Raw genomic sequence first — 26,093 nt, forward strand, 5'->3', positions numbered from 1 at the left:
ATTGGAAAATCGTTGTGCTCAATAGTGTCAGCGCCATGACGCATTTATCCGATATCGCCATCAGCCAGGTAGGAGAGCCCGTGAAGTCAAACGCCAGCCTGACGCTGTACGCCCGTCTGCTGACCTATGTAAAGCCTTTCTGGAAGGCTTTTGCGATCGCCCTGATCGGCAATGCCATCTATGCAGGGTCCAGTACTCTCATGGCGCGCATCATGGAGTTTCTGACCGACGGTATACAAAATCCCGACGCCGATTTTCGCCAGGCCTTGCCGCTGATGATTATCGGCATCTTTTTGGCCCGTGGTTTTGGCACCTTTCTGGGCTCTTATGGCATGGAGTACGTGGCACGCAATGTGGTCCATCGCCTGCGTGTGGCGGTATTTGACCAGATGCTGCATCTGCCGGGGCGCTTTTACGATGAAAACAGCGGTGGTCATCTGATTTCACGCGTGACCTATCACGTGGAGCAGGTCACCGGCGCTGCCACCAAGGCGCTCAATGTCGTGCTGCAGGAAGGCATGCTGGTACTGGGTCTGACGATCTATCTGTTCTGGGTCAACTGGAAACTGATGCTGATCTTCATTGCGGTAACACCATTGATCGGCTTTGTGGTGGCCTGGTGCAGCAAGCGCTTTCGCAAGCTTTCACGGCGAATCCAGAAGTCGGTAGGCGAAGTGACCCATGTGGCGTCCGAGACCATTACGGGCTACCGCGTGGTGCGCACACACGGGGCCGAGCAGCATGAATACGATCGCTTTAATCGAGCCAGTCAATACAACCGCGATCAAAGCCTGAAGGAAGCCCTGACCAAGGCCATCAGCGCCCCGGTCATCCAGACGCTGGTAGCCGTGTCGCTGGCGCTGCTGGTGTGGCTGGCACTGGCGCCGGAGCTTCTGGGCAACATGAGCCCGGGTCAGTTTATCGGGTTCATTACTGCTGCCAGCATGATCATCAAGCCCATCAAGTCGCTGACGGAAATCAACGGCGTCATTCAAAAGGGGCTGGCTGCAGCGCAAGAACTTTTCGAACTGATGGACCGGCCGCGCGAACCAGACAACGGCACGCGAGACCCCGGACGCGTTCAGGGGCAGGTCAGCTTTGACGACGTTCGCTTTCGCTATGGCAGCGATCTGCCGGACGTGCTCAAGGGGATCAGTCATGAAGTTCAGGCCGGTGAGATGATTGCACTGGTTGGGCGCTCAGGCAGCGGTAAAAGCACCATGATGAATATGTTGCCACGCTTTTATGATGCGACAGGCGGTCGTATCTGTATTGATGGCGTGGATATTCGCGATTATTCGATGCAGGCCCTGCGCCGTCAGATTGCGCTGGTAACCCAGAATGTCACACTGTTCAACGCAACCATTGCCGAGAATATTGCCTACGGCATTGATAACGCGACGCGTGAAGACGTAGTGGCTGCGGCGCAGGCTGCCTACGCCGATGAGTTCATTGAGCGGTTGCACCATGGGTATGACACGCTGGTCGGTGACAATGGTGTCATGCTCTCCGGCGGACAGCGCCAGCGCATCGCCATTGCGCGTGCCATTTTCAAGGATGCCCCCATCCTGGTGCTCGATGAGGCGACTTCGGCCCTGGATACCGAGTCCGAGCGCTACATTCAGCGGGCGCTCGAGAAGGTCTGTCAGGGGCGGACGACTTTTGTGATTGCTCATCGTCTTTCGACCATCGAGCAGGCCGATCGCATCCTGGTCATGGATAACGGTGAAATCATCGAGTCGGGCGATCACGCCACGCTACTGGCGAAGGATGGTGCCTATGCAGCATTGCATCGCATTCAGTTCAGCGAGGAGCGCAGCAATGTACCGGTGTAAGCGACCCTTGAGGATATTGATCCCATGAAGGGCCTCGAGAGGGCCTGGTACAGCGGCGCCCGCTGGCCGGGACTTTTGACACCGCTTGAAGTGCTGTACAAAAACGTCACTGCCCGCAGGCGCCAGGCCTACCAGAGTGGCCGGCGTGAAATATGGGCATCGCCGGTACCGGTCATTGTTATCGGTAATATTACGGTGGGGGGGACCGGCAAGTCGCCGCTGACGGCCTGGCTTGGGCGCTGGTTACAGGATCAGGGCTGGCAGCCCGGCATTATTTCACGTGGCTATGGCGGACATGCGCCGCGCTATCCCTTTTATGTCGATGAAAGCAGTGATGTCGCGCATGCCGGGGATGAACCTGTCATGCTGGCACAGCAGACCCATCTGCCTGTTGTGGTGGATCCGGATCGCCCGCGCGCTGCCCGCAAGTTGATCGCCGCCGGCTGTAATATCCTGCTGTCGGATGACGGCCTGCAGCACCATGCGCTGGGGCGTGACATTGAGCTGGTGGTGGTAGACGGCATGCGCGGATTCGGGAATGGCCGCTGTCTGCCGGTAGGGCCGCTGCGGGAGCCGCTGTCCCGACTGGGTGAGGTGGATGCCGTGATCTCCAATGGTGATCTGCAGACCCCTGATGCAGCTGCGCAGTATTCCATGTCGTTGGTACCCAGCGCCTGGCGTCACCTCAATGACGGCGTTTGCTATAGTATCGAGGCGCGGCCCTTTGATGGACGGGTCCATGCCATTGCCGGTATTGGTAATCCGCAACGTTTTTTTAAAACACTCGAGACACTGGGTGTGAACTTTGAGCAGCATCCGCTACCGGACCATCATCGTTTTTCGGCACATGATCTGCGCTTTGCCGACAATCGCCCGGTCGTCATGACGGCCAAGGATGCCGTGAAATGTCGACCCTTTGCCAACGAACGGTGCTGGTCACTGGATATTGAAGCGTGCCCCGAACCAGCGCTGATCGAGTGGCTGGCGGCGCGTCTTGAAAAACTCTGATGCAGGAGAAGAGAATGGATCAGGAACTGCTTGCCATGCTGGTGTGCCCTGAAAGTGGTGGAAAGCTTGAGTACCATCGCGACACCAACGAGCTGCTGTGTCGTGAAAGCGGATTGGCCTATCCCATTACGGATGGCATCCCCGTCATGCTGGTCAACCGGGCCCGCCGCCTGAGCGTGGAAGAGGCGCTGGGTAAACAGCAGGGTGCCTCGGCTTCATCATGAGTCAGGCCTTTACCGTTATCATTCCGGCCAGGTTTGCCTCTCAGCGCCTGCCTGGCAAACCCTTGCTGGATATTGCCGGCAAACCCATGATCGAGCACGTATGGCAGCGTGCCATGGCATCAAGTGCGACTCGTGTGTTGATTGCCACCGACAATGCCCGGATTGCCTCTGTCGCGCGGGGTTTCGGAGCTGAGGTTGTCATGACGCGAGAGGATCATGTCAACGGTACTTCACGTCTGACAGAGGTCGTTGATCGGCTGGGGCTCGAAGATGACGCCTGTATCGTCAATGTGCAGGGCGATGAGCCACTGTTACCCAGCAGCATGATCGACCGTGTGGCCGACTCGCTGCACAGGGATGATAGTGCCGCCATGGCAACGCTTGCAGAGCCGATTGCCGATCAGGCTACCCTGATGCGCGCCAGCGTGGTCAAGGTGGTGTGCAGCCAGCAGGGACGAGCCCTTTATTTTTCACGGGCCCCCATCCCATGGGATCGTGATCGCTTTGATCTACCTGTTTCCGAACAATCGAACGACGATCAGGTTCTGAACAATGGCTGGTTTCGACATATTGGTATCTACGCTTATCGCACTTCCTTTTTACGCGATTATCAAAGTCTGCCGATAGCCCCCATTGAGGCCCTTGAGCAGCTCGAGCAGCTGCGGGCGCTTTATCATGGTTATGCCATTTCCGTTGCTGTCGTCGCCGAGCAATATCCTGCCGGTGTCGATACGCCCGAGGATCTGGAGCGTGTTCGCCAATTGCTGGCAAGGAGATCAGATTGATTCGAGTCCTGTTTGTCTGTCTGGGCAATATCTGTCGTTCGCCCATGGCGGAGGGTGTTTTCCGTCAAATGCTACACCAGTCGGGGCTCGAGAACCGGATAGAGACGGATTCCTGCGGTGTCGGTGACTATCACGTGGGAGAGCCTCCTGATCCTCGGGCCATCCGCGAAGCACAGCATCGGGATATCGATATCACCGGCTTGCGTGGCCGTGTCATTCGTCAGGACGACTTCGATCGCTTTGATTATGTTCTGTGCATGGACCGCGAAAACCTTGAGGCCCTGAAGAAAGTTGCGCCCCGGGAAAGCCGCGCTCATGTAGGTCTGTTGATGGATTTTGCAACGCAAGGGACCGGCAAGGAGATTGATGATCCGTACTTTGGTAATACCGACGGTTTCGAGTGCATGGGCGATCAGATCGTTGCCGGTTGTCAGGGACTGCTCAATCAGCTGAAAGCCAGAGAAGCATCGGATTGAAGATGCAGTACGATGTTTCTCTGAAGTCATATAACACGTTGGGGTTTGAGGCGAGGGCACAGGCGCTGGCGGAAGCTGATTCCCTGCTTTCCCTTCGCCGTATTCTTGTGACAGGCCGTCGGCAGTTTGACAGGATTATCCCGCTGGGTGGCGGCAGCAATGTTGTCATGAAGCCCCGCATTGATGGGCTGGTGGTGCGCTATATGGGACAGCGTATCTGGCAGGTGCCCGTCAATGTCCATGAGGCTCTCTGGCATGTAGAAGCCGGTGTGAACTGGCATGCGCTGGTGGAAAAGACAACCGCCGCCGGCTGGTGGGGCATCGAAAACCTGGCGCTCATTCCAGGCTCGACAGGTGCTGCTCCCATCCAGAATATTGGTGCCTACGGCGTTGAAATGGCGGATGTGATCGATAGTGTGCATGTCATGCACCTTGCAGATGGCCGTTATGAAATACTGGATCGGGCACAGTGTGACTTTGGCTATCGACACAGCATCTTCAAGACAGCCATGGCCGGACAGGTCATCGTGGTCAGGGTCGTGCTAAGACTTGGTCTGGAAGTAAAGCCGCGCGTTGGCTATGGCGATCTTGCCCGGCGTCTGCCGGAAAACCCCGGGCCGAGTGATGTTGCGACTGCCGTGGCCGCCATTCGCCAGGAAAAACTGCCTGACCCACGCCTGTTGGGCAATGCCGGCAGTTTTTTCAAAAATCCTGTGGTGTCCTCTGATCAGGCCACAAGCCTGATAGCACGATGGCCTGACATGCCATTCTGGCAGACCGGTCAGGGAATCAAGCTGGCGGCTGGTTGGCTGATTGATCAGTGTGGCTGGAAGGGCTATTGCCACAAGAGCGTAGGGGTACACCAGCAGCAGGCACTGGTGCTGGTGCACCATGGTGAAGGCAGTGTGCATGACCTGCTGGACATGGCCGGACGTATTCAACACTCCGTGGAGGCACGTTTTGGCGTTACGCTTGAGATGGAGCCTGGCGTCATCGGAGCGTAGTCGGCGCCGGTATTGAGCAATTCCCGGGTCGTTCATAAAGGCAAATGACAGGCGACAAATGAAAAGGCCCACTCCAGAGGAGTGGGCCTTTTTAATGCAGCCTTGATTACTCACCAGAGGACTGGTTTTCTCGCTGCTCGCGCTGCTGTTGACGACGGCGCTCACGTGGGTCGTTGTGCGCGCGGCGACGCTGACGCTGCTGAGATACTGGTGCATTCTCTGAAGTGCTGGCGTCTTTGGTCGAAGCACTTTCGGCGGTTGTCACCTGGCCAGCGCTTTTTTCAGCAGTAGTGACTGATTTGTCGCTGGTGCTAACAGCAGGCGCGGTCTTGTGACTGGCCGGCTTCGGCGCGACTTCACTGACCGGCTTTCCGGCATCGGTACCTGCCGGTTTGTCAGCGGCGTTTGCAGTAGCAGCGGGCGCTGTCTGCTCCGATGCCTGACTGGCTTCGGGCGAAGCCGAGGCTTTCGAGGCGGCCTTATCTGTGCCTTTCTCGCGCGCGGTAACGCTTTGCTTGTTAATGTCGCGTGCCGGCGCTTCCCTGGAGGCCCTGTCTGTTACAGGTTTTTCGGCTTCCTGAGAGATCAGTTGGGGCTGCTCACGAGGAGCGGCTTCACTGGCCATGGCGGCAGCGGACGTCTTCTTTTCTGCGTCGGCGCCTTCTTGCTTCTGGCTGGAAGCACTATCGGCAACTGCACGCTCATTGCTGTCATTGGTAGCGGTATCAGACTTTTGGGGCGTTTCCACGGAACCAGAAGCCACGCTGGTGTCAGTCACCGAGCGCTTGCCGCCTTCGCTGCCGGTATCACCCCCGGCTACAGTAGCCTTACCGCTGGCGGCATTGGGCACTTCTGCGCCGGCTACCTTGTCATCGGTAGTAGCTGCGCTTTTCTGAGATGCCTTCTGCGATGAGGGCTTTTCCTGGCGCTTGTCGGAACTCTCCGGTGACACAGCGGCAGGTTTTGCTGTCTCGTTGGCGCCGTCGGTTTTTTCACTTTGTTGACCCGCAACGGCTTCAGAAGGCTGCGACTCACGCCCAAAGGTGGCGCTGACTGATTTGCGGCCATTGCCCGAGGTTGCAGGTGCTTTTTCTTCAGAAGCTGAGGCCTTCTCGCTGTCAACCGAGGATGCCTCGGAATGCGTAGATGCCAATGTTTCTGAAGTGCTGTCGGCAGTATTGCTGGAAGCCGATGTCGGGGATTCTGTCTTGCTGCCATCGCCTTTTTTAGCGGTATCAGTGTCGGCAGTACCCCTGGACTGGTGGGCTTCAGCCTGTAACCGCTCCTGTTCAGCGACCGCCTCAGGGCTCAAGGCCTGCTTGCGGCTGCGCTGGCGGGGGTTATTGCGGGTACGCTGTGGCTGGCCATCATTGCCATCCTGCGCGGGTGAGGATTGCGCATGTTCGCTTTTGGCACTTTCCGCTTTGGCAGGGGCATCAGCAGAAGGCTTTTTGCGCTCACCCTCATCACGCGTCCTTTCACTGCTCTTGCCAGCAGGCGCGGCCTGTTGGCGCTTGTCGCTGTTATCACTCTTTGACGATGCGCCATTTTGCTGGCGCTTGTCGTTACGATCGGCGCTGGTGTTGTCGCCCTTGTCGGCGGCGTTGTTTTGCTGACGCTTATCGTTGCGACCCGTAGCATTGTCGTTCTTGTCACTCTTGTCAGAGTCACGCGAGGGTCGTTCACGACGTCCCTTGTCGTCACGGCTCTTGTCGGAGGACAGGCGCTTGTCATTGCGACCGTTTTTGCCACCCGCGCTGTCATCGCGTCTGGCGTTGTCACGACGGTTGTTGCGCTGTTCACCGTTGCTCGATGAAGATTTCTGTTCCTCGCGCGCTGTGCTTTCCTGCGCGGAAGGCTGCTGTTTTTCTTCTTCCACGGCCGGCCGAGTGTTTTCCTTTTTCGGCTGAGCGCTGGCAGTTTCCTGCTTGCTGCTGCTTTCTTCGCTGCCCATCAGGCGATTGAAGCCTTTCATGAGACGGCTCAAAAAGCCTGAAGGCTCTTCATTAACCTGAGGTGCAACAGGTTCGGGCGCCGGTGTGCGATGCGCCACGGAGCGTACGGCAGCTTCGGTGCGCTTGACAGGCTTGCGATAGGTTTCGCTTTCGTCTTCCGGTGCCTCGAAGTCGTCTGACAGCTCGAAGCTTGAGCGGGCTGCTTCTTCAGGATCGACCTGATCATCACGGTAGCGCTGAACGTCATAGTGTGGCGTTTCAAGCTCGGGTTGTGGCAGCAGCATGACGCGTACGCCCTGGCGACGTTCGATGTCGGCAAGCACGTTGCGCTTTTCATTGAGCAGATAGGTAGCCACTGGCACCGGCAGCATGGCACGAATCTGTGAGCTGCGATCCTTCATCGCTTCTTCTTCGATCAGGCGCATGATGGACAGCGACAGTGAACGCACATCGCGAATGGTGCCCTGGCCATTACAGCGCGGGCACACCACGCCGCTGGTTTCGCCCAGCGAGGGACGCAGACGCTGGCGTGACATTTCCATGAGACCAAAACGCGAGATTCGTCCGATCTGGACGCGCGCGCGATCAAGCTTCAGTGCATCACGGACACGATTTTCAACTTCACGCTGGTTGCGCGAAGGGGTCATGTCGATGAAATCGATGACGACCAGACCGCCGATGTCGCGCAGACGAAGTTGACGAGCAATTTCATCGGCGGCTTCAAGGTTGGTCTGAAGTGCCGTCTCCTCGATGTCGCCGCCCTTGGTGGCGCGTGAGGAGTTGATGTCGATGGAGACCAGGGCTTCGGTATGGTCGATCACTACCGAGCCGCCTGAGGGCAGTTTTACTTCGCGCTCGTAGGCTGTCTCGATCTGGGATTCAATCTGAAAGCGGGAGAAGAGGGGAACGTCATCGTTATACAGCTTGATCTTCTGCTGGTATGACGGCATGACCTGCTTGACGAAGTTGATGGCTTCTTCATGCACATCGGTATGGTCAATCAGTACCTCGCCAATGTCCTGACGCAGGTAGTCGCGCATGGCGCGAATAATGACGTTGGATTCCCGGTAGATCAGGAAGGGGGCCGAGCGCTTGCCGGCTTCTTCGGTAATGGTTTCCCATACCTGTACCAGATAGTCCAGATCCCACTGCAGCTCTTCACTGGAACGACCGATCCCTGCCGTACGCACAATCACGCCCATTTTTTCGGGCATGTTGAGCTGGCTCATGGCCTCTTTCAGCTCGGTACGCTCATCGCCTTCGATGCGGCGTGAAATACCGCCGGCCCGGGGGTTGTTGGGCATCAATACCAGGAAGCGACCGGCCAGACTGATAAAGGTGGTCAGGGCAGCGCCCTTGTTGCCGCGCTCTTCCTTGTCGACCTGGACGATGACTTCCTGGCCTTCCTTGATCACTTCCCGAATGTTGGGGCGGCCGTTACCGGAAGGCTCCTTTGAGAAGTATTCGCGCGAGATCTCCTTGAGCGGCAAAAAGCCATGGCGATCAGCACCGAAATCAACGAAAGCGGCTTCAAGGCTGGGTTCGACGCGCGTGATGCGTCCGCGGTAAATGTTGGCCTTTTTTTGCTCCCGGGCACCGGATTCGATGTCGAGATCATAGAGTCTTTGGCCATCGACCAGCGCGACTCTCAGCTCTTCAGGCTGTGTCGCGTTGATAAGCATGCGTTTCATGTTGTCTCACTGACTGAGCGTACCGCCAGACAGATGCCGTACTACAGGCGTCATCAAACTCTGCAGTTGAAGTGGGTGCCTGTAGCGCCGGGCATCGGTACAGCCGAATCGCGGGCCAGAGTGTTTGTGCTCAGCGCATGTCTACAAGTATGTATCAATTCCTCAAGCGCCATACAGACGTGCTCGGGAAAGGCTTCTTCATGATCATGTTGAGTACGTGACCGCCTGAAGACATGTCGCGGCAGCATGGTTGCTTAACCGGTCTTCCAGTGGGGCGGTCACACCTGGTGGCCATCGATTCAACAGCACCGGCTTTCGGTACGGAAATGGTTTATCCCGTGATGCAAAATCCGGGTACTTCAATACTGCCAGGTGCCGGGTTTATACCACCCGACGACTGTTCCGTTGCTTCGGCCTGCGTGTCATCTGGTGCAGGCGCTATCAGGTCCTTCGAACCTTAAGGAAGCACCCGGAATATAACAGCAAACCCTGGAGCCCACAATCGGGGTCATCACGGCGTTATTTCGCTACAATGCCGGCCTTTGCAGCAGGTAAACAAGGAAGCAGACATGGGTGAGGGGCGTGGCGTTCAGTGGCTTGAAATCGACGAGCATCATGATGGACAGCGGTTGGACAATTTTCTGATTGCCCATCTAAAGGGCGCGCCTCGTACCCTGGTCTATCGAATCATTCGGCGCGGTGAAGTGCGTATCAACGGCGGACGGGGCAAGGCAAGTCGTCGTCTGATCAAGGGAGACCGTGTGCGTGTACCGCCGCTGCGGCTGACACCTCAGGAAGCGGTGCAGGAGGTCAGCGATAATCTGCGCCAGGTCATCGAGCGCAGTCTTTTAAAGGAGACGCCGGACTGGATGGTATTCAACAAGCCTTCCGGTCTGGCCGTGCATGGCGGCAGTGGGGTCAAGATCGGGCTGATCGAAGCCCTGCGTCAGGTGCGCGATGATCTGCCTTATCTGGAGCTGGTGCATCGAATCGATCGTGATACATCAGGGTGTCTGCTGGTCGCGAAATCACGTGATGCGCTCAACTTCCTCAGCGATGAGTTGCGCGAACATCGGATGCAAAAACACTACCTGGCACTGGTAGCGGGAGAATGGCCCGCCAGGCAGGATGGAGTCGATGCGCCGCTGCTGCGTTTTGAACTGGCCAACGGCGAGCGCCGTGTGCGTGTGGATGCTGCCGGAAAGGCATCCAGAACGCGCTTTAACCTGCTTGAATCGTTGAAGGGGGCGTCACTGCTGGAAGCAGAGCCAGTGACAGGGCGTACGCATCAGATCAGGGTGCATGCTGAACATATGGGGCATCCTCTATTGGGGGATACCAAATATGGCAGTGTCGCTGGCGAGCGTCTGGCCAAACGCTCTGGGTTATCCCGCCTTTTTCTGCATGCGCGCATGCTGGGATTTACCGATCCTGCCTCACGTCAGCGTATCCAGATACAGGCGCCATTGAGCGATGATTTAGAGGATGTACTGACACGCCTGCGTTAAAGGATGTCTGCAACACGGCGGGTTTTCTTCCGAGGGTAACAAGAAGGATACAACAGTGATGCGTTATCGTCTGATCATCTTTGACTGGGATGGCACGCTCATGGATTCGGCTGATCGAATCGTGGACTGTATGCAGCGTGCTGGTATCGATGTCGGCTGGCCTGCGCTGAGCCGCGAAGCCGTGCGCGATATTATCGGTCTTGGCCTGCCTGAAGCCATTGCCCGGTTGTGTCCGGGAATTGATACCGAACAGGCCGAGCATCTCCGACAGCGTTATGTTCATCACTTTATGACGGCTGAGCGAGAGGGACCTGCGCTGCCATTTTTTGCTGGGGTGGAAGAGGGTGTCGCCCGATTGAAGGCCGCACCGGGTGTCAAGCTTGCCGTTGCCACGGGCAAGAGTCGGCGCGGGCTTGATCGCATCTTTGCCGAACGCTGCTGCGGCCACTGGTTTGATGACAGCCGCACGGCAGACATGACGCGCTCAAAGCCTGATCCGCGCATGCTGGCCGAGTTGCTTGAGACGCTTGATGTGCCACTGAATGAGGCCGTGATGGTGGGTGACAGTGTTCATGACATGGGGATGGCGCAGGCCCTGGGCATGGACCGCGTGGCCGTGACGTGGGGCGTTCATGATGCAAGGCAACTGGGTGACTTTTCGCCCGTATACGTGGCGACGGATTTTCGGGAACTGATGTCCTGGCTGGACACGACAGCCTGCCAGCGTACAAGGGTAGAAATGCATGAGTGATCAAAGGGATCGATGGACAGAGCATGACATGGTCGACGAAGGCGCAACGGCCGAGAGCCATGGTCGCGAGAGTGTGCATCGTGAGGCAGTGATGGAGCGCTGGCTGCTCGAAATGGTGCGCGAGCAACGCCGCTCTCGCCGCTGGAAGATCTTTTTTCGGCTGCTGTTCTGGATTTTCTGGATCGTGGTGGCAGCAGCCGTGGCCTTCATGGTGACGGGCGATCGTGAGTCACTGGTCAGTAATCGAGTCGGGGTCGTCAAGATCGATGGCGCGATCGACAGCCGATCTCCTGCCAGTGCCGAAAGGGTCATTCGTGGCCTGAATAATGCGTGGCAGGGTTCCAGCACGGCAGTGGTGCTGCAGATCAATAGTCCCGGTGGCTCTCCAGTGCAGTCACAGCGTATCTATGACGAAATTCGTCGTCTGCGCAGTACCGGTGATAAGCCCATCATTGCTGTCATTGAAGATATCGGGGCCAGTGGAGCCTACTATATCGCATCGGCAGCAGATGATATTTATGCGGCACCGGCAAGTCTCATCGGCTCCATCGGTGTGATCTACTCCGGGTTCGGGCTCGAGGGCGCGATGGAGAAGCTGGGTGTTGAACGGCGTGTGTTTACGGCAGGCGAGAACAAGGACATGCTTGATCCCTTTCAGCCTGTCAATGATACGCAGCGCCGCTTCTGGCAGCACGTACTGGATCAGACGCACGATCAGTTCATCAATGCCGTCAAAAACGGTCGGGGGGATCGTCTGTCGGATGATCCCGAGCTGTTTTCGGGGCTGGTATGGACCGGTGAAGAAGCCGTCGACAAGGGGCTGATAGATGGGCTCAAGAGCGTCGATGACATCGCGCGTGAAATGACCGGTAGTGCCGAGACAACGGACTATACCCAGAGCGGCGATCCGCTTGAGCAGATATCACGCCACTTTGGCCGGGTTGCTGCGCAATACCTTGGTATTGATCTTCAGGCCGAGGGCTCGCCTGTTCGTCTGCGTTAAATATGCCGGGCCGATGTATCGGCCCGGCAGTGTTTTGCTCTTGAAAGCGTTATTAATCAAGTAACGGATTGACGCCTGCCTCGCGCAGTAAACGACAAAGAGCAATCAGTGGCAGGCCGATCAGGGCACTGGGGTCAGTGGTATCGATGCCGTCAAAAAGTGCCGTACCCAGTTTCTCCATATAAAAGCCACCGGCGTTGTGAATTGCCGGTTCCTTCATGATATAGCCCTCGATCTCCTCACGACTTAGCGCTCTGATATCAACGCTTGTGAGATCAACATGGGTGGCAAGGCGATGACGACGCGTATCCAGTAGTGTGACCCCCGTTAAAAAGCTGACGCGTCGTCCGGAAAACTGTTCAAGCTGATGGCGGGCTCGGTCGATACTGCCCGGCTTGCCCAGCAGGGCATTATCGATACTGGCCACCTGATCGCTGCCTATAATCAGATGGTGCGGATAGCGCTCAGCCAGTGCTTGTGCCTTTTCACGCGACAGCCGCTCGGCCAGCCTGTATGGCGTTTCACCCTCTTGAGGCCTTTCGTCGATATCGGGAGAGCAGTGCTGGAACGGCAGGCCAAGACGTTCCAGCAGTTCGCGGCGCGAACTGGAGCCGGAGGCCAGAACAAGCATGGACATCATGTCTCCTGAAGCGGGGCCCACGAAAAGGGCGGGAAAGGGTATTCGTTATTTTAAAACAGTCCCTGCAGCTTCAAACACATCATTTGCAACAACTCTTTTGACACTTTCACGGACAATCCCTATTATTGCGCGCCTATGTCAACCACGCGACTACCTAAAACAGTCGAGCCCTATCGGCTTGCTGCCAGCGGCGAACGTCTGGAAGGGAGAATTCTTCTCTCTGCCATGCCCCGTATCGTCGATGCCATCGGTCGGCAGGAAGTTGAATGTCATGTTGTCATGACGTTTGATCTTGATGCTCAACGCCAGCACTACATTGAAGGTTCACTCGTTGCCGATGTCGAAATGCCCTGTCAGCGCTGTCTGCAGGCCATGCCGGTTCATCTCGAAAGCACTTTCCTGCTTGGCATGGTGACCAGCGATGAGCGTGCAGCGACGCTGCCGGCACGTTATGAGCCGGTGCTTGTGGAAGACGAACATCTGGCTCTGCTGCCGGTTGTCGAGGACGAACTGCTTCTGACGCTTCCGCAGGTGGTCTATCACGATGAAGCGGATTGCGCCGTTTCTCGCGATTCGCTGCAAAGCGGTGACGAAGCCGAGCAAACGCCGGCGCGAGCCGATAACCCGTTCAGTGTGCTTCGTTCCATGAAGGATCACTGAGTCATTTCTGACGTTACGTTACAACCGGAGACAACCCCATGGCTGTCCAACAGAATCGCAAGTCTCGTTCCAAGCGCGGTATGCGTCGTGCACATGATGCGCTGACTGCTCCGACGCTCTCCCAGGACAAGGAGACCGGTACTACCCATCTCCGTCACCATGTTGCACCGGACGGATACTATCGTGGCCGCAAGGTCATTGACGTCGAAGAATAAATGATTCTGGCGATGACGCCCTTGCGTATCGCCATCGACGCCATGGGCGGGGACCACGGTCCCCGCGCTACTGTCTCCGGAGCAGCCCTTGCATTGGCAGAACGACCGAATGCAAGCGCCACGCTTTATGGCAGGTGTCATCTGCTTGATGTCGAACTCTCCCGCCTGCCAGCCCACCTTGCTCATGTTTGCGATCGCATCGATTTCGTTGAAGCCGGTGATAGCCTTCCCGTTGACATGACACCGTCTCGAATTCTGCGCGATGCTCGTCCCAATAGTCTTCATGCAAGTCTGCTCGCCCTGCGAAATGGTGAAGCACAGGCATGTGTGAGCGCAGGCCATACCGGGGCCATCATGGCGCTGGCGCGGCGCGATATCGGTATGCTGGTCAATGTCGCACGGCCTGCCATCAGTGCTGCCATCCCGACCGTGTCTCACAGGCCCTGCTATATGCTTGATCTTGGTGCCAACGTGGATGCCAGGGCAGAGCATCTCGTGGATTTTGCCGTCATGGGGGCTGCCATGGTCAGGCTTTTGGATAATGTTCCGCGGCCGCGGGTGGCGCTTTTGAATGTAGGTGTCGAGAGCAGCAAGGGAGAGCGGCGCGTACGTGACGCTGATGCACTGCTGCGTGCTGCTGAGCATTCGCGTTTTGAATATGTAGGCTATCTGGAAGGAGACGCTCTTTTTACCGGCAATACGGATGTCGCTGTCTGTGACGGCATGGTCGGCAACGTTGCGCTCAAAAGCAGTGAAGGGCTGGCACGAATGCTGGGGGAGCGTCTTCGCGGCGAGTTTCAGACCGGCTGGTATGCTCAAGTGGTAGGGTGGCTGGCAACCCCCGTATTGCGTCGTTTTCTGCAGGAGCTCAATCCTGTGCGATATAATGGCGCCAGTTTCCTGGGGCTCAGGGCAACGGTTGTCAAAAGCCATGGCAGTGCGCGCGCCGACGGGTTCGCCTATGCTGTGCGCCGTGCCGTGGATGAAGCCGCGCTGAATTTGCCGGGCCGGTTGATGTCATAAGGTCGTTTTCGTATGGCGAAGCCTGTAGCAACCCTGCACCATGTTTTTTTATGATGCTTCGCTTATTCAATCTTCAATGAGTTAGTACAGGTGATTCAGATGAGCAATGCCCTCGCCCTGGTCTTTCCCGGTCAGGGTTCTCAGCAGCTGGGCATGCTGCGAGAGCTCGCCGAACGCTATAGCGTGGTGAGAACGACCTTCGAGGAAGCTTCCGATGCCCTGGGATATGATCTCTGGCATGTGACACAGGAAGGTCCCGAATCAGCGCTCAACGCCACTGCCTGCACACAGCCGGCCCTGTTGACCGCCAGCGTAGCCATCTGGCGCGTATGGCAGGAGCTTGAAGGGCCGCGTCCGGCGGCCATGGCCGGGCATAGTCTGGGCGAATACAGTGCACTGGTATGTGCCGGTGCGATGAGCTTTGCTGATGGGGTGCGTCTGGTTCGTCTGCGAGGCGAGGCCATGCAGGATGCCGTGCCGGCAGGTCAGGGCGGCATGGCCGCCATACTGGGACTTGATGATGATGTTGTGGAGGCTGCCTGTGAACAGGCGGCTCAGGGCAGCGTTGTCTCTGCTGTCAATTACAACTCTCCCGGGCAGGTCGTCATTGCCGGTGAAAAGGCAGCCGTTGATCGTGCCATCGTGTTGTGTCAGGAGCGTGGTGCGCGTCGTGCCATGCCGCTGCCGGTATCGGTACCCTCGCATTGTGCACTGATGAAGCCCGCTGCCGAGCGTCTCGAGCAGGCAATGGCGGACATTGATCTGCGCCAGCCGCGCTACCGTGTTATCCAGAATGTGGATGCCGCCTGCCATGAAGATCTTGATACCATCCGGGCATGCCTGGTCCAGCAGCTGTATCGTCCCGTGCTCTGGACACGCTGTGTAGAGGCGCTGTGTGAAGAAGGTGCCAGCGTATTTATCGAGTGCGGCCCGGGCAAGGTATTAACCGGGCTGGGCAAGCGTATTGCACGTCAGAGTCGTGGACTGGCCGTTAATGACCCTGAATCGCTGGCAGCTGCCATTGAGCTGGCCAAAGAGACCCCTGCCGGTCAGTAATGGCCTTTAATGCGCCATGAACTGGCAGCACAAGACATCAAGCCCAAAAGGACAGTAAGCATGAGTGAAGCAAGAGTGGCACTGGTTACCGGTGCAACACGCGGCATTGGTCAGGCCATTGCTCGTGAGCTGGGTCGACAGGGTCACACGGTCATCGGTACGGCCACCAGCGAAGAAGGTGCGCGCCGCATCGGGGATGATCTTGCCGCGCATTCGATTGCGGGTACGGGCATGGTGCTCAACGTGACCGACAGCGCTGCCATAGAGCAGGTGCTCGGCGAGATTACCGAACGCTTTGGTGCGCCCCTGATTCTGGTCAACAATGCTGGTATCACTCGTGATAACCTGTTGATGCGCATGAAGGATAACGAGTGGGACGAGGTCCTGGATACCAACCTTACCTCGGTCTACCGCGTCTCAAAGGCGTGCCTGAAGGCCATGACGCGTGCGCGCTTTGGTCGCATCGTCAATATCAGCTCGGTCGTCGCAACACTGGGCAATGCCGGACAGAGTAACTATGCTGCGGCAAAGGCCGGCATGGAAGGGTTTACTCGCTCACTGGCACGTGAGCTGGCCTCGCGCAACGTGACTGTCAACTCGGTCGCACCGGGGTTTATCGCCACTGACATGACCAGTGAGCTGCCAGAGAAACACAAGGAATCATTGCTGAGTCAGATTCCGCTGTCGCGTCTGGGGCAACCCGAGGAAATTGCAGCGGCGGCATGTTTTCTGACCAGTGATGTCGCCGGTTATATCACCGGTGAAACGCTGCATGTCAATGGCGGTATGAACATGCGCTAGCGCCGGCAAAGGACGCTGTTGCGTCCGGGAAAGACGGTCTATAAACTACCGCCAGTTTTGATCTGGCGACTCGTAAACCAGGAGTGATGATAAATGAGTACCATCGAAGAGCGCGTTAAAAAAGTTGTTGCCGAACGTTTGAACGTCAAGGAAGAAGAGATTCAGAACAGCTCCTCCTTCACTGAAGATCTGGGCGCCGACTCGCTCGACACCGTGGAACTGGTAATGGCTCTCGAAGAGGAATTTGATACTGAAATTCCCGACGAAGAAGCTGAAAAGATCACGACCGTGCAGGAAGCGATCGACTACATCGTTGCCCACCAGTAAGTTTTTGGCGCAATCCGACCCTGCTGGTCAGGATTGACCTGTAAAGCCGCCCCATTCGGGAGCGGCTTTATTTTTAAATAAAATTGACCGATAGGCAGCGCACGCCGCGCCATGCCTTTGGGCTGAATCATTAAAGGTATATCAGTCAGCGACCGAACAGGCAGAATCGGTATAATGGCCAGGATATATCATGCAGCAGGCGGTCGGGTATCCAGCAGGAATTCAGACTCTCGAGCGCACTCATCTGTCTTTTTTGGAGGAAAAACGATGCCTCGCAGAAGGGTCGTGGTGACCGGCATCGGTCTGGTAACACCCGTAGGCAACACCACTGATGCCACCTGGAACAGTATCAAGGCGGGCAAAAGCGGTATCGGATCAATCGAGCATTTTGATGCCAGCGGTCTGAATACCCGTTTCAGCGGCGCTGTAAAGGGATTTGATCCGGCCCCCTGGTTCAATCCCAAGGATGCCAAGAAGATGGATCTTTTCATCCAGTATGGCATCGCGGCTTCCGTACAGGCTGTCCAGAATTCGGGGATTACCTGTAACGAGGAAAATGCACATCGCATTGGCGTTGCCATTGGTTCAGGTATCGGTGGATTACCGATGATCGAAACCAATCATCAGTCGCTGCTGAAGTCGGGCGCACGCCGCATTTCTCCCTTCTTTGTCCCCGGTTCGATCATCAACATGATTGCCGGGAATCTGGCGATCCAGTTCGGTTTTCGTGGGCCCAATATCGCCATTACAACGGCCTGTACTTCCGGTACGCACAATATTGGCTATGGCGCGCGAACGATTGCTTATGGCGATGCAGATGTCATGGTCTGCGGTGGTGCCGAGATGGCCAGTACGCCGTTGGGCGTAGGGGGCTTTTCTGCAGCGCGGGCGCTCTCGACCCGCAACGATGATCCGCAGGCTGCCAGTCGTCCCTGGGACCGTGATCGCGATGGTTTTGTGCTCTCTGATGGCGCCGGCATTCTGGTACTGGAAGAGTATGAGCATGCCAGGGCACGCGGCGCCGACATCCTTGCAGAGTGTGCAGGGTTTGGTATGAGCGACGATGCCTGGCACATGACGGCACCTCCCAGTGATGGCGCCGGTGCGGCCCTGGCCATGAGCAATGCCATTCGCGATGCGGGTCTTGATCCTTCCAGCATTGACTACATCAATGCCCATGGTACGTCCACGCTGGTAGGTGATGTTGCCGAAAGCCTGGCCATCGAGAAGGTACTCGGCGCTTCAGCGCGTGATGTGGCCATCAGCTCGACCAAATCCATGATCGGGCATCTGCTGGGGGCAGCCGGCGCTGTCGAGGCAGCCTTCTCCATTCTGGCCCTGCGCGACCAGGTCGCACCGCCAACCATCAATCTTGACAACCCTGATGAGCAGTGCCGACTGGATTACGTGCCGCATACTGCACGTGACATGAAGATCGATCATGCGCTGTCGAACTCATTCGGCTTTGGCGGCACCAACGGCTCGCTGGTGTTCTCTCGGATCTGATGGCAGATGATGTCAACGTGACGGGCATGGTTGAAAGCGATCCGACGATTGCTTTAACGGACCGTGGGCTGGCCTACGGTGACGGTCTTTTTGAAACCGTACTGTTAAGGGATGGCGTCGCCCGGCTTTGGGATGAGCACTGTGAGCGTTTATCGCAGGGTGCGCAACGGCTGGGTTTTGAGGCCCCTTCGCGGGCGTGGCTCGATGCCCTGCCCGGAAAGGCCCCGGCAGGTGAGCATGTGCTCAAGATCACGCTCACACGGGGCAGTGGTGGACGCGGTTATCGTCCACCACTGCCGGCCGAGCCTCGCTGCTACTGGCAGTTTATCCCTTTTACGCCCATGCCCGAGCGCTGGGTACAAGGCATCACCGTACGGCTTTGCCGTCTGCGGCTGGCTTGCCAGCCCGTACTGGCCGGTATCAAGCATCTTAATCGGCTGGAAAATGTGCTGGCGCGTCAGGAGTGGCAGGACGACACCATTGCCGAAGGCATTTTGCTCAACGACCGGGATCAACTCATCGAGGCGACGGCGATGAATCTGGCCTGGCATGATCAGGGCCGATGGTGGACGCCTGCGCTGACCGAATGTGGCGTGGAAGGTACGTTGCGTCGTGCATTGATCGAAAGGGGACATTTGTCCGTTGCAGATCATGCGCCGCTTTCCCGACTGCTGAATTCACAGAGCGCCTGTCTTTTCAATTCGGTACAGGGGCTATGGCCGATCGTGATGTGTCACGATGCAGACGGTCATGATACGCCCGGACAGTGGCGAATTGATGAAGCGGTGCGCTGTCTTCAGCGTGAAGCACACACCCTGCTGGGTCATCCTCCTGTTCTCTCAACTTCCTGATCAGAGTCTCACATATGCGATGGTTAAAGGGTGTGCTTCTGGCACTGGTCATCATGGCGATCGCCATTGGGGGCGGCTGGCTCTGGTGGCAGCACAAGCTCGACAGCCCGATTGCACTGCAATCACCTGCCGTCTATGAAGTGCGCTCTGGTATGGGCGCCAGGCAGATCATCGATGAACTTCATGATCAGGGCATCATCGATGAGCGCTGGCCGTATCAGTTGCTGGGAATCATTGATCCGGCTCGTTTAAGAGCACTGCGTGCCGGCGAATTCGAGATTCTTCCGGACATGAACGCACATGCGCTACTGGGCAAGCTTTCCAGTAACGATGTCGTTCGACACCGACTGACTATCCCCGAAGGCCGCACCTTTACCCAGATGCGCCAGATTCTGAATCAGGCCGAGCCGCTGGTGCATGACACCCGGGACATGAGCGATGAAGAAATCATGGCTGCACTCGGGCAGAAAGGTGAGTTTCCCGAAGGCTGGTTTTTCCCGGATACCTATCAGTGGCACAAGGGGACCACGGATCTTGAGCTGCTCAGGCGTGCCCATGACAGGATGACCGGTACACTCGATGAGATCTGGGCCGAGCGCCAGCCTGACCTCCCCATTGATAGCCCCTACGAGGCGCTGATCTTGGCGTCACTGATCGAGAAGGAAACCGGTGCGCCTGCCGAACGTACCCGGATTGCGGGCGTGTTCGTTCGTCGTCTTGAAAAGGGCATGCGCCTTCAGACAGACCCTACCGTGATTTATGGGCTAGGGCAGGCCTATAACGGCTCATTAACACGTGCGGACCTGACAAGATCCACTCGATGGAATACGTATGTGATCCATGGGTTGCCGCCCACGCCCATCGCGATGCCTGGACGTGCCTCACTCGAAGCGGCGGTCGACCCTGCCGAAGGCAATGAGCTCTATTTTGTTTCCAAGGGGAATGGGGAACATCAGTTCTCCGCAACCCTTGAAGAACATAATGCGGCGGTACGTCGCTATATCCTTAATCGTTGAGAGTCGTCATGACCCAGTCAGGCCGCTTTATTACGCTGGAGGGAGGAGAGGGTGCCGGCAAGAGCACCAACCTTTCCTTTGTCCGTGACTATCTTCAATCCCGGGGCATCAGCGTTGTCACAACGCGGGAACCTGGCGGCACGCCCATGGCAGAACGCATTCGTGCGCTGTTGCTTGCCGGTGACGAACAGGAGCCGCTGGATGATCTGGCAGAGTTGCTGCTGGTATTCGCAGCCCGCGCGCAGCATCTGGCGCAGGTCATTCGGCCTGCGCTTGCTCGAGGAGAGTGGGTCATCAGTGATCGCTTTACCGATGCCACCTTTGCCTATCAGGGCAGCGCACGGGGGATTGCTCCCGAGCGTATTGCCATGCTCGAACAGTTTGTTCAGCAGGGCCTGACGCCGGATTTGACGCTCTGGCTGGATATGCCGGTGGTCCATGCCGCAGAGCGTCTGGCAACGCGCGGCAAAGAGCGCGACCGTTTTGAACGTGAGCGCAACGATTTCTTCGAACGGGTGCGCCTGGGATATCGTGCCCGTGCCGAGCAGGCTCCCGAGCGCATTGTTCCCGTCGATGCGGCGCAGCCGCTTGAGCAGGTGCAGCGCGACATCGCCGTATTACTGGAACAACAGCTTACTTCATGGAACTAACACCCTGGCCCTGGCAAGCCTCGATCTGGCAGCGTCTGATTGCACTGGCAGATGAGTCGCGTCTGCCTCATGCGCTCATGCTGACCGGGCCTTCGGGGCTGGGCAAGGAGCGGCTGGCGCAGGCATTGATTGCACGCCAGCTGTGTCAGGCGCCTTCCAATACGGCCTGTGGTCAATGCCACGCCTGCCAGATGCTGATCTCAGGCTATCATCCCGATCTTTTGGAAATCCTGCCTGCCGAACGTGGCAAGCAGATTCGGATCGATGCCATCCGCGATATCAATGCCTTTGCCTCCCAGACGGCGCAGCAGGGTGGCTATCGCATCATCCATCTGGCGCCGGCCGAGGCCATGACCGTCGCCGCTTCCAATGCGCTGCTGAAAAGCCTCGAAGAGCCGGGAAACGACACGCTGTTTATCCTGCAAAGCGATATTCCCTCCCGCACGCTGCCCACCATTCGCAGCCGCTGTCAGCAGTGGGCACATCCCATGCCTGCACGCGAGGAGACCCTGGCCTGGCTGGCACAGGAACTCGATGATCAGGAGCAGGCCGAATTCTGGTGGCTGGTTGCTGGCGGTCGTCCTCTGCTGGCGCGCGATCTGGCCATGCCCGAGGCACGACAGCTGCGTCAGGAGTTGCGCGAACTTTTCGAGTCACTGGTGCGCGGTGGCGATCCGGTGGCAGAAGCCGGGCGTCTGGACAAGCAGGCGTTGTCCGATATTTTGTGGCATGGCGTGCTATGGCTGGAGGACCTGATTCGACTGGGAGTCTCCGGTGACATGAGTAGTGTCCGCAATCGTGATCTTTTGCCGCTATATCGACAGGCCATCAAGAACGGACGCGTGCGCGACTGGTTTCGACTTCTGGACTATGCCCACGAGCAGCGACGGCTACTGGCTGCCGGAGGCAATCCCAATGCCCAGCTGGTCATCGAATCCTGGCTGATTCGATGGTCCGCATTGCTGCGGTCATGATATTGAGCGCAACTTCTGTCGTGGGCGGCCGATAAGAGAAGGGATATTTTCCTGCAGGAGGCTCCCATGAGTGCCCGGGCATTATCCTTTACCTTCACCGATACTGATGCGCTCAGAGCAGCGTGGATGCCGCTGTTTGAGCGTGGTGGCCTGTTTGTTCCAACTCCCATGCGCCATCGCCTGGGGCAGCGGGTCTATCTGCTGCTGACATTGCCATATGAACAGGCGCCGCGCCCGGCGTCGGGCCTGGTGGTCTGGTTGTCACCGTCAGGCGGGCTCGGGCAGCGTGAGGGTGGTGTGGGTGTCCATCTTGACGCTGAAGAGCATGCGCTGCGTGAGCATATTGAGACGCTACTGGCCTGATGACCATCAGCTCACCAGCGCATGACCTGAATATTTTTATACCGTTATCTTCATGTTGGTTAACATTAATACCCCATCTTTGATCCCCCTGAAAGTCGGTGATCTGCGATAATACCCGCTCTGTATATTTTCAACCGGGTAGGTCCAATGAGCCAGTTAACCGAACAATTGTCATGGCCTTCGGTGCTGATCGATTCTCACTGCCATCTTGATCGTCTTGATGCACAAAGCGGTCATGTGGACGACGTGCTGGCGCGCGCGCGCGATGCAGGCGTGCGCGGATTCCTCGCAGTAGCTACCAATCTGGAAGGCATGCCAGCGCTGGTGGAACTCGCACGTCGTCACGATGATGTCTTTTATGGCGTCGGTGTGCATCCGATGCAGATCCTTGAGCGCGAACCCACACTTGAAGAGATCAAGGATTGTATCGATCGATTTGAGCCGGTCGTCATCGGTGAGATTGGTCTGGATTTTCAGGCAGACGAGCAGGGTGCACTGCGTGTCCCCAGAGAGGTTCAGCTAACCCGCTTTGAACATCATCTACGCGCCGCCCGTGATGCCGAGCTGCCGGTCAGCGTTCATACGCGTGCCGCGCGTGACGAAACCATGGACATGATCGAGCGCCATCTTGATCCGGCGGTGGGCGGTGTGCTGCACTGTTTTACCGAGGACCTGGATATGGCGCGCCGGGCCGTAGCGCATGGTTTCATGATTTCCCTGTCCGGTATTGTCACCTTTGCCAGTGCCGAGAACGTACGTGCACTGGCGCGAGCACTACCGCTTGATCGGCTGCTGCTGGAAACCGACAGCCCGTGGCTGTCGCCGGTGCCGTATAGGGGGCGTCCGAATGAGCCGGCGCGTGTGCTTGAGGTGGCGCGTGTCATTGCCTGCGAACGCAATATCAGTCTTGATGAAGTAGCCATGCAGACCACGGCCAACTTTCATCGTCTGTTTCGCCGGACCGCACCTGCACACGCCGCCGCTGCCCACCTTGTGAATACCTGAGGAGCCTGCCATGTCACTGGAGAGACTGCTGACGGTTCAAATGGATGACCAGCCCCTGCCGCTGGAGTGCTGGCACCCGGCACTGTCAGGCGATCTGGACATTCTGGCTGATCGTCATGGTAGCTGGTGGCATGAGGGCACACGGGTAGAACACCCGCGAGTGTTGCGTGCGCTGTCGCGTCTGCTCAGGCGTGAGGCAGATGGACACTACTACCTGGTCACGCCAGTCGAAAAATGGCGAATCCGTGTCGAGGATTATCCGCTGATTATCGTCGATGCCCATCGTCATGAGACGACAGGCGAGGATGCCTGCTGGGTACTGACCACACAGACCGGTGAGCACGCCACCCTCAATGATGATTGTCATCTGGTAGTGGATGAGAACACGGATATACCGCTGGTCAACCTGCGCCACGGCCTGTCGGCACGGCTTTCCAGGCAGTGCTGGTATCACCTGGTCGAGCAGGCCGAGTGTGTCGAGGATGACAAGGGCCGTTTTTGCATGGGGCTTTACAGTGGCGGTCACTGGCATGCGCTTGGTGCTGCGATGGATTCCGATGATATCGTGACACCACCCTCATGAAACTGACCGAACAGCAGCAGGCTGTCGTCCATCATGGGGAAGGGCATGCACGGGTCTTCGCCGTCGCCGGCGCTGGCAAGACATCAACCATGGTGGCCAGGGTGCTTCATCTCATGGCAATCGGCACGCCAGCTGATCGCATCATGGTATTAATGTTCAATCGCGCCGCGCGTGAGGACTTTGCTGCCCGCCTGCGCCTGCTGGCCCCCGCCGGAAGCCGGCTGCCACAGGTACGCACCTTCCATTCCATCGGTCATCGTCTGGGGCAGAGTCTGGTGCGCTGGGGCGCGCTGCCGGGGCGTCGATTGATCGAAGGAGAGTGGCAGCGAGAGCGTCTGGCCCGTCAGGTGCTGCAACAGTTGCTCCGTGATGAGCCCGCACAGCTGGCATTGGCGCTGGAAGAAGAGCGTATCGAGGCGCTGCTGCAGTTCTGTGATCTGGTCAAGTCAGAGTGTCTGCCGCCGGCCAGACTTCACGAGCGTGGCGATTACGGCGCCGATACCGAGCACTTTGTGCCGGCCTTTCTGGAGATGGAGCGCCAGATGCATGACCAGGGCGTCATGACCTATGCTGACCTGCTCTATCGCCCGCTGCGGGCGCTGATCCGTGATGACATGGCGCGCGAGCGTATTCAGGGGCGTCTTGATCACATCATTGTTGATGAGTACCAGGACATCAACGAGGTGCAGCTGCGTCTTCTATCGATGCTGGCAGGCAGCAGCGCCAGTGTCATGGCCGTAGGTGACGCCAACCAGTGCATCTATGAGTGGCGCGGAGCACGCCCGGATGCCATGAATGCCCGCTTCAGCGAGCTTTTCGGTATGCCGACCGACTACCCTCTGAGCTGGACCTTTCGACATGGCCATGCTGTGTCCCTGATGGCCAACCATGTCATTCGTGCCAATCCGGGCGCCGCGGATCAGCTCACATTATCGGCGCCGGGTAACCCCGATACCCGGGTTGAATGCGACAGCGGTGGTACGCGCCTGGTCAGTCTGTTCAAGGAGTGGCAGACACAGGGGCGTGACCTGAAGGAGTGTGCCGTTCTGGTGCGCAGCTGGTCGCTCAGCGTGCCGGTGCAGCTGCGCCTGTTGCGGGAAAATATTCCCTTTCAGCTGGGCCAGCAGGACCGCTTTGTCTTTCGTCTGCCGCTGGTCAGGGCGCTGGCGGGTTATCTGGAGCTGACCCGCCGCCCGGCGCTTTTAAAGGACAGCGAGCATCTGCTGTTGCTCTATAGTCAGCCCAGCGCCTTTGTCAGTCAGGAGCGTCTGGGGCCGCTGACGGCAGAGCTTGCACGCACCGGTCGCTGGCCCGAACATCATGTTGTGCTGGATGGCCTGAAACCCTTTCAGCGTCGCCATCTCAAAAAGCGCTGGGCACTGCTGCAGAAGCTGCCTTCCATGCGTGATCAGGCGCCGGCCGATGTGCTGTCTCATGTGGTAGAGACGCTGGAGGCCGAAAAGCTTCTGCGCCGTGCCGCGGCGCGACGTGACAAGGGCGAGGAGGATATCCGGCTGCTGGATGTTCTAATCGAGCAGGCCGGTGAACTGGCGGATGACCCTGACGCCTTTATTGCGCTGCTCAAGGACCCGGTCGTCAGTCAGGAGCAGGGCGTGTTGCTCTCGACCGTACACGGTGCCAAGGGACTTGAATGGCCAATGGTAGTGCTGGCAGGACTCAACGAAGAGGATTTCCCTCTTTATTCCAGAGAGAACCCGCTGACGCCCCAGGCGCTGGAAGAAGAGCGAAGGCTTTTTTATGTCGGGATTACCCGGGCACGTGAGCGGCTGCTGCTGCTTTCCGACCCGACACCGCACCGCACCAGCCGCTTCGTCGAGGAGGCGGCCTGGGAGGACAGCATCAGGATCACACGTGCCATCACGGCAGGTCAGGATGGCGCGCCCGGCGTGCGCGACCCGGCACTGGTCAATCGCTATCTTGAAGGTATCGGGGCTGATGCATCACTTCGTGCCTGTGCCGGAAGCAAGGCGCCGGCGGTGCTTTCTCGGGCCAATGACTGGCAGCCGGGCGAGCAGGTGCGTCACGCCGTATTTGGTGAGGGACGCATCGAACTGGTAGAAGGCGATCGTGAGCGCTGTGTGCTGGAAGTCATGTTTCATCGGGCCGGCCGTCGCCGACTTATCGCTTCACGCGCGCCCATCGAGCGCGTCAGTTAAATCCAG

The 26,093-nt window shown here is 57.8% G+C and carries 26 protein-coding genes; 24 read left to right on the forward strand and 2 right to left on the reverse strand.

All coding sequences use genetic code 11. The features are described from left to right. Positions 1-35 precede the first annotated feature (35 nt). Genes msbA through murB form a run of 6 tightly spaced genes read left to right on the forward strand, consistent with a single transcriptional unit; the run spans position 36 to position 5,332 of the window. Complete coding sequence (msbA, locus tag IE123_RS04205) at positions 36-1,835, forward strand: lipid A export permease/ATP-binding protein MsbA (RefSeq protein WP_189515350.1); 1,800 nt, start codon at positions 36-38, stop codon at positions 1,833-1,835. A 24-nt stretch (positions 1,836-1,859) separates the two neighbouring features. Further along, complete coding sequence (lpxK, locus tag IE123_RS04210; RefSeq protein ID WP_189515352.1) at positions 1,860-2,843, forward strand: tetraacyldisaccharide 4'-kinase; 984 nt, start codon at positions 1,860-1,862, stop codon at positions 2,841-2,843. 14 nt (positions 2,844-2,857) lie between these two features. Beyond that, positions 2,858-3,067, forward strand: coding sequence for a Trm112 family protein (locus tag IE123_RS04215; RefSeq protein ID WP_189515354.1), 210 nt, complete (start codon positions 2,858-2,860; stop codon positions 3,065-3,067). Further along, positions 3,064-3,852 carry a 3-deoxy-manno-octulosonate cytidylyltransferase gene (gene kdsB / locus IE123_RS04220; protein WP_189515356.1) on the forward strand — a complete coding sequence of 263 codons (789 nt, stop codon included), beginning with the start codon at positions 3,064-3,066 and terminating at the stop codon, positions 3,850-3,852. Before IE123_RS04215 ends, kdsB begins: the two co-directional genes overlap by 4 nt. Then, positions 3,849-4,328, forward strand: a complete 480-nt coding sequence (locus tag IE123_RS04225) for a low molecular weight protein-tyrosine-phosphatase (protein WP_308430185.1) — start codon at positions 3,849-3,851, stop codon at positions 4,326-4,328. The genes kdsB and IE123_RS04225 overlap by 4 nt, the downstream gene beginning before the upstream one ends. A gap of 2 nt (positions 4,329-4,330) precedes the next feature. Beyond that, positions 4,331-5,332, forward strand: a complete 1,002-nt coding sequence (gene murB / locus IE123_RS04230) for a UDP-N-acetylmuramate dehydrogenase (RefSeq protein WP_229819584.1) — start codon at positions 4,331-4,333, stop codon at positions 5,330-5,332. A gap of 106 nt (positions 5,333-5,438) precedes the next feature. Here murB and rne read toward each other — a convergent pair whose 3' ends face one another. Next, on the reverse strand, positions 5,439-8,978 hold the full coding sequence (gene rne, locus IE123_RS04235; protein ID WP_189515360.1) for a ribonuclease E: 3,540 nt from the start codon (positions 8,976-8,978) through the stop codon (positions 5,439-5,441). A gap of 569 nt (positions 8,979-9,547) precedes the next feature. Between rne and IE123_RS04240 the strand changes: the two genes are divergently transcribed. Genes IE123_RS04240 through sppA form a run of 3 tightly spaced genes read left to right on the forward strand, consistent with a single transcriptional unit; the run spans position 9,548 to position 12,240 of the window. Beyond that, positions 9,548-10,486 (forward strand): RluA family pseudouridine synthase, encoded by a 939-nt coding sequence (locus IE123_RS04240; protein WP_189515362.1) that lies wholly within the window; start codon positions 9,548-9,550, stop codon positions 10,484-10,486. A gap of 58 nt (positions 10,487-10,544) precedes the next feature. Next, on the forward strand, positions 10,545-11,237 hold the full coding sequence (locus tag IE123_RS04245; RefSeq protein ID WP_189515363.1) for an HAD family hydrolase: 693 nt from the start codon (positions 10,545-10,547) through the stop codon (positions 11,235-11,237). Continuing rightward, positions 11,230-12,240, forward strand: a complete 1,011-nt coding sequence (sppA, locus tag IE123_RS04250; RefSeq protein WP_189515364.1) for a signal peptide peptidase SppA — start codon at positions 11,230-11,232, stop codon at positions 12,238-12,240. The genes IE123_RS04245 and sppA overlap by 8 nt, the downstream gene beginning before the upstream one ends. A 52-nt stretch (positions 12,241-12,292) precedes the next feature. On the opposite strand, the gene IE123_RS04255 is transcribed toward sppA, so the two are convergent. Further along, complete coding sequence (locus IE123_RS04255; RefSeq protein WP_189515365.1) at positions 12,293-12,877, reverse strand: Maf family protein; 585 nt, start codon at positions 12,875-12,877, stop codon at positions 12,293-12,295. 138 nt (positions 12,878-13,015) lie between these two features. Between IE123_RS04255 and IE123_RS04260 the strand changes: the two genes are divergently transcribed. The 15 genes from IE123_RS04260 to IE123_RS04330 all read left to right on the forward strand — a co-directional run bounded on the left by IE123_RS04260 (position 13,016) and on the right by IE123_RS04330 (position 26,087). Further along, positions 13,016-13,540, forward strand: coding sequence for a YceD family protein (locus IE123_RS04260; RefSeq protein WP_189515366.1), 525 nt, complete (start codon positions 13,016-13,018; stop codon positions 13,538-13,540). 38 nt (positions 13,541-13,578) lie between these two features. Beyond that, positions 13,579-13,755, forward strand: a complete 177-nt coding sequence (gene rpmF, locus IE123_RS04265; protein WP_189515367.1) for a 50S ribosomal protein L32 — start codon at positions 13,579-13,581, stop codon at positions 13,753-13,755. After that, the gene (gene plsX / locus IE123_RS04270) at positions 13,756-14,778 is read left to right on the forward strand and encodes a phosphate acyltransferase PlsX (protein ID WP_229819585.1); all 1,023 of its coding nucleotides are present in this window, start codon (positions 13,756-13,758) and stop codon (positions 14,776-14,778) included. Positions 14,779-14,877: 99 nt separating this feature from the next. Beyond that, the gene (gene fabD / locus IE123_RS04275) at positions 14,878-15,834 is read left to right on the forward strand and encodes an ACP S-malonyltransferase (protein ID WP_189515368.1); all 957 of its coding nucleotides are present in this window, start codon (positions 14,878-14,880) and stop codon (positions 15,832-15,834) included. A gap of 60 nt (positions 15,835-15,894) precedes the next feature. Next, positions 15,895-16,635 (forward strand): 3-oxoacyl-ACP reductase FabG, encoded by a 741-nt coding sequence (gene fabG / locus IE123_RS04280; RefSeq protein ID WP_189515370.1) that lies wholly within the window; start codon positions 15,895-15,897, stop codon positions 16,633-16,635. Between the two features lie 93 nt (positions 16,636-16,728). Next, positions 16,729-16,962 (forward strand): acyl carrier protein, encoded by a 234-nt coding sequence (gene acpP / locus IE123_RS04285; protein WP_019951639.1) that lies wholly within the window; start codon positions 16,729-16,731, stop codon positions 16,960-16,962. 267 nt (positions 16,963-17,229) lie between these two features. Continuing rightward, positions 17,230-18,468, forward strand: coding sequence for a beta-ketoacyl-ACP synthase II (gene fabF / locus IE123_RS04290; RefSeq protein WP_189515371.1), 1,239 nt, complete (start codon positions 17,230-17,232; stop codon positions 18,466-18,468). Between the two features lie 26 nt (positions 18,469-18,494). Continuing rightward, positions 18,495-19,319: an aminodeoxychorismate lyase gene (pabC, locus tag IE123_RS04295; protein ID WP_189515374.1), complete on the forward strand. Its 825-nt coding sequence runs from the start codon at positions 18,495-18,497 to the stop codon at positions 19,317-19,319. Positions 19,320-19,333: 14 nt separating this feature from the next. Next, a complete protein-coding gene (mltG, locus tag IE123_RS04300) occupies positions 19,334-20,335 on the forward strand; it encodes an endolytic transglycosylase MltG (protein ID WP_189515376.1) in 1,002 nt (333 codons plus the stop codon). Between the two features lie 8 nt (positions 20,336-20,343). After that, the gene (gene tmk, locus IE123_RS04305; RefSeq protein WP_189515378.1) at positions 20,344-20,985 is read left to right on the forward strand and encodes a dTMP kinase; all 642 of its coding nucleotides are present in this window, start codon (positions 20,344-20,346) and stop codon (positions 20,983-20,985) included. Then, positions 20,976-21,959, forward strand: coding sequence for a DNA polymerase III subunit delta' (locus IE123_RS04310; protein ID WP_189515380.1), 984 nt, complete (start codon positions 20,976-20,978; stop codon positions 21,957-21,959). The genes tmk and IE123_RS04310 overlap by 10 nt, the downstream gene beginning before the upstream one ends. 66 nt (positions 21,960-22,025) lie before the next feature. After that, complete coding sequence (locus IE123_RS04315; RefSeq protein WP_189515382.1) at positions 22,026-22,322, forward strand: PilZ domain-containing protein; 297 nt, start codon at positions 22,026-22,028, stop codon at positions 22,320-22,322. Positions 22,323-22,505: 183 nt separating this feature from the next. Next, positions 22,506-23,327: a TatD family hydrolase gene (locus IE123_RS04320; RefSeq protein ID WP_189515922.1), complete on the forward strand. Its 822-nt coding sequence runs from the start codon at positions 22,506-22,508 to the stop codon at positions 23,325-23,327. A 10-nt stretch (positions 23,328-23,337) separates the two neighbouring features. After that, a complete protein-coding gene (locus tag IE123_RS04325) occupies positions 23,338-23,910 on the forward strand; it encodes a DUF1285 domain-containing protein (RefSeq protein ID WP_189515384.1) in 573 nt (190 codons plus the stop codon). Next, positions 23,907-26,087 (forward strand): ATP-dependent helicase, encoded by a 2,181-nt coding sequence (locus IE123_RS04330; protein ID WP_189515386.1) that lies wholly within the window; start codon positions 23,907-23,909, stop codon positions 26,085-26,087. The genes IE123_RS04325 and IE123_RS04330 overlap by 4 nt, the downstream gene beginning before the upstream one ends. The last annotated feature ends 6 nt before the right edge of the window (positions 26,088-26,093 follow it).

The organism is Kushneria pakistanensis (assembly GCF_014652795.1).
Lineage (GTDB): Bacteria > Pseudomonadota > Gammaproteobacteria > Pseudomonadales > Halomonadaceae > Kushneria > Kushneria pakistanensis.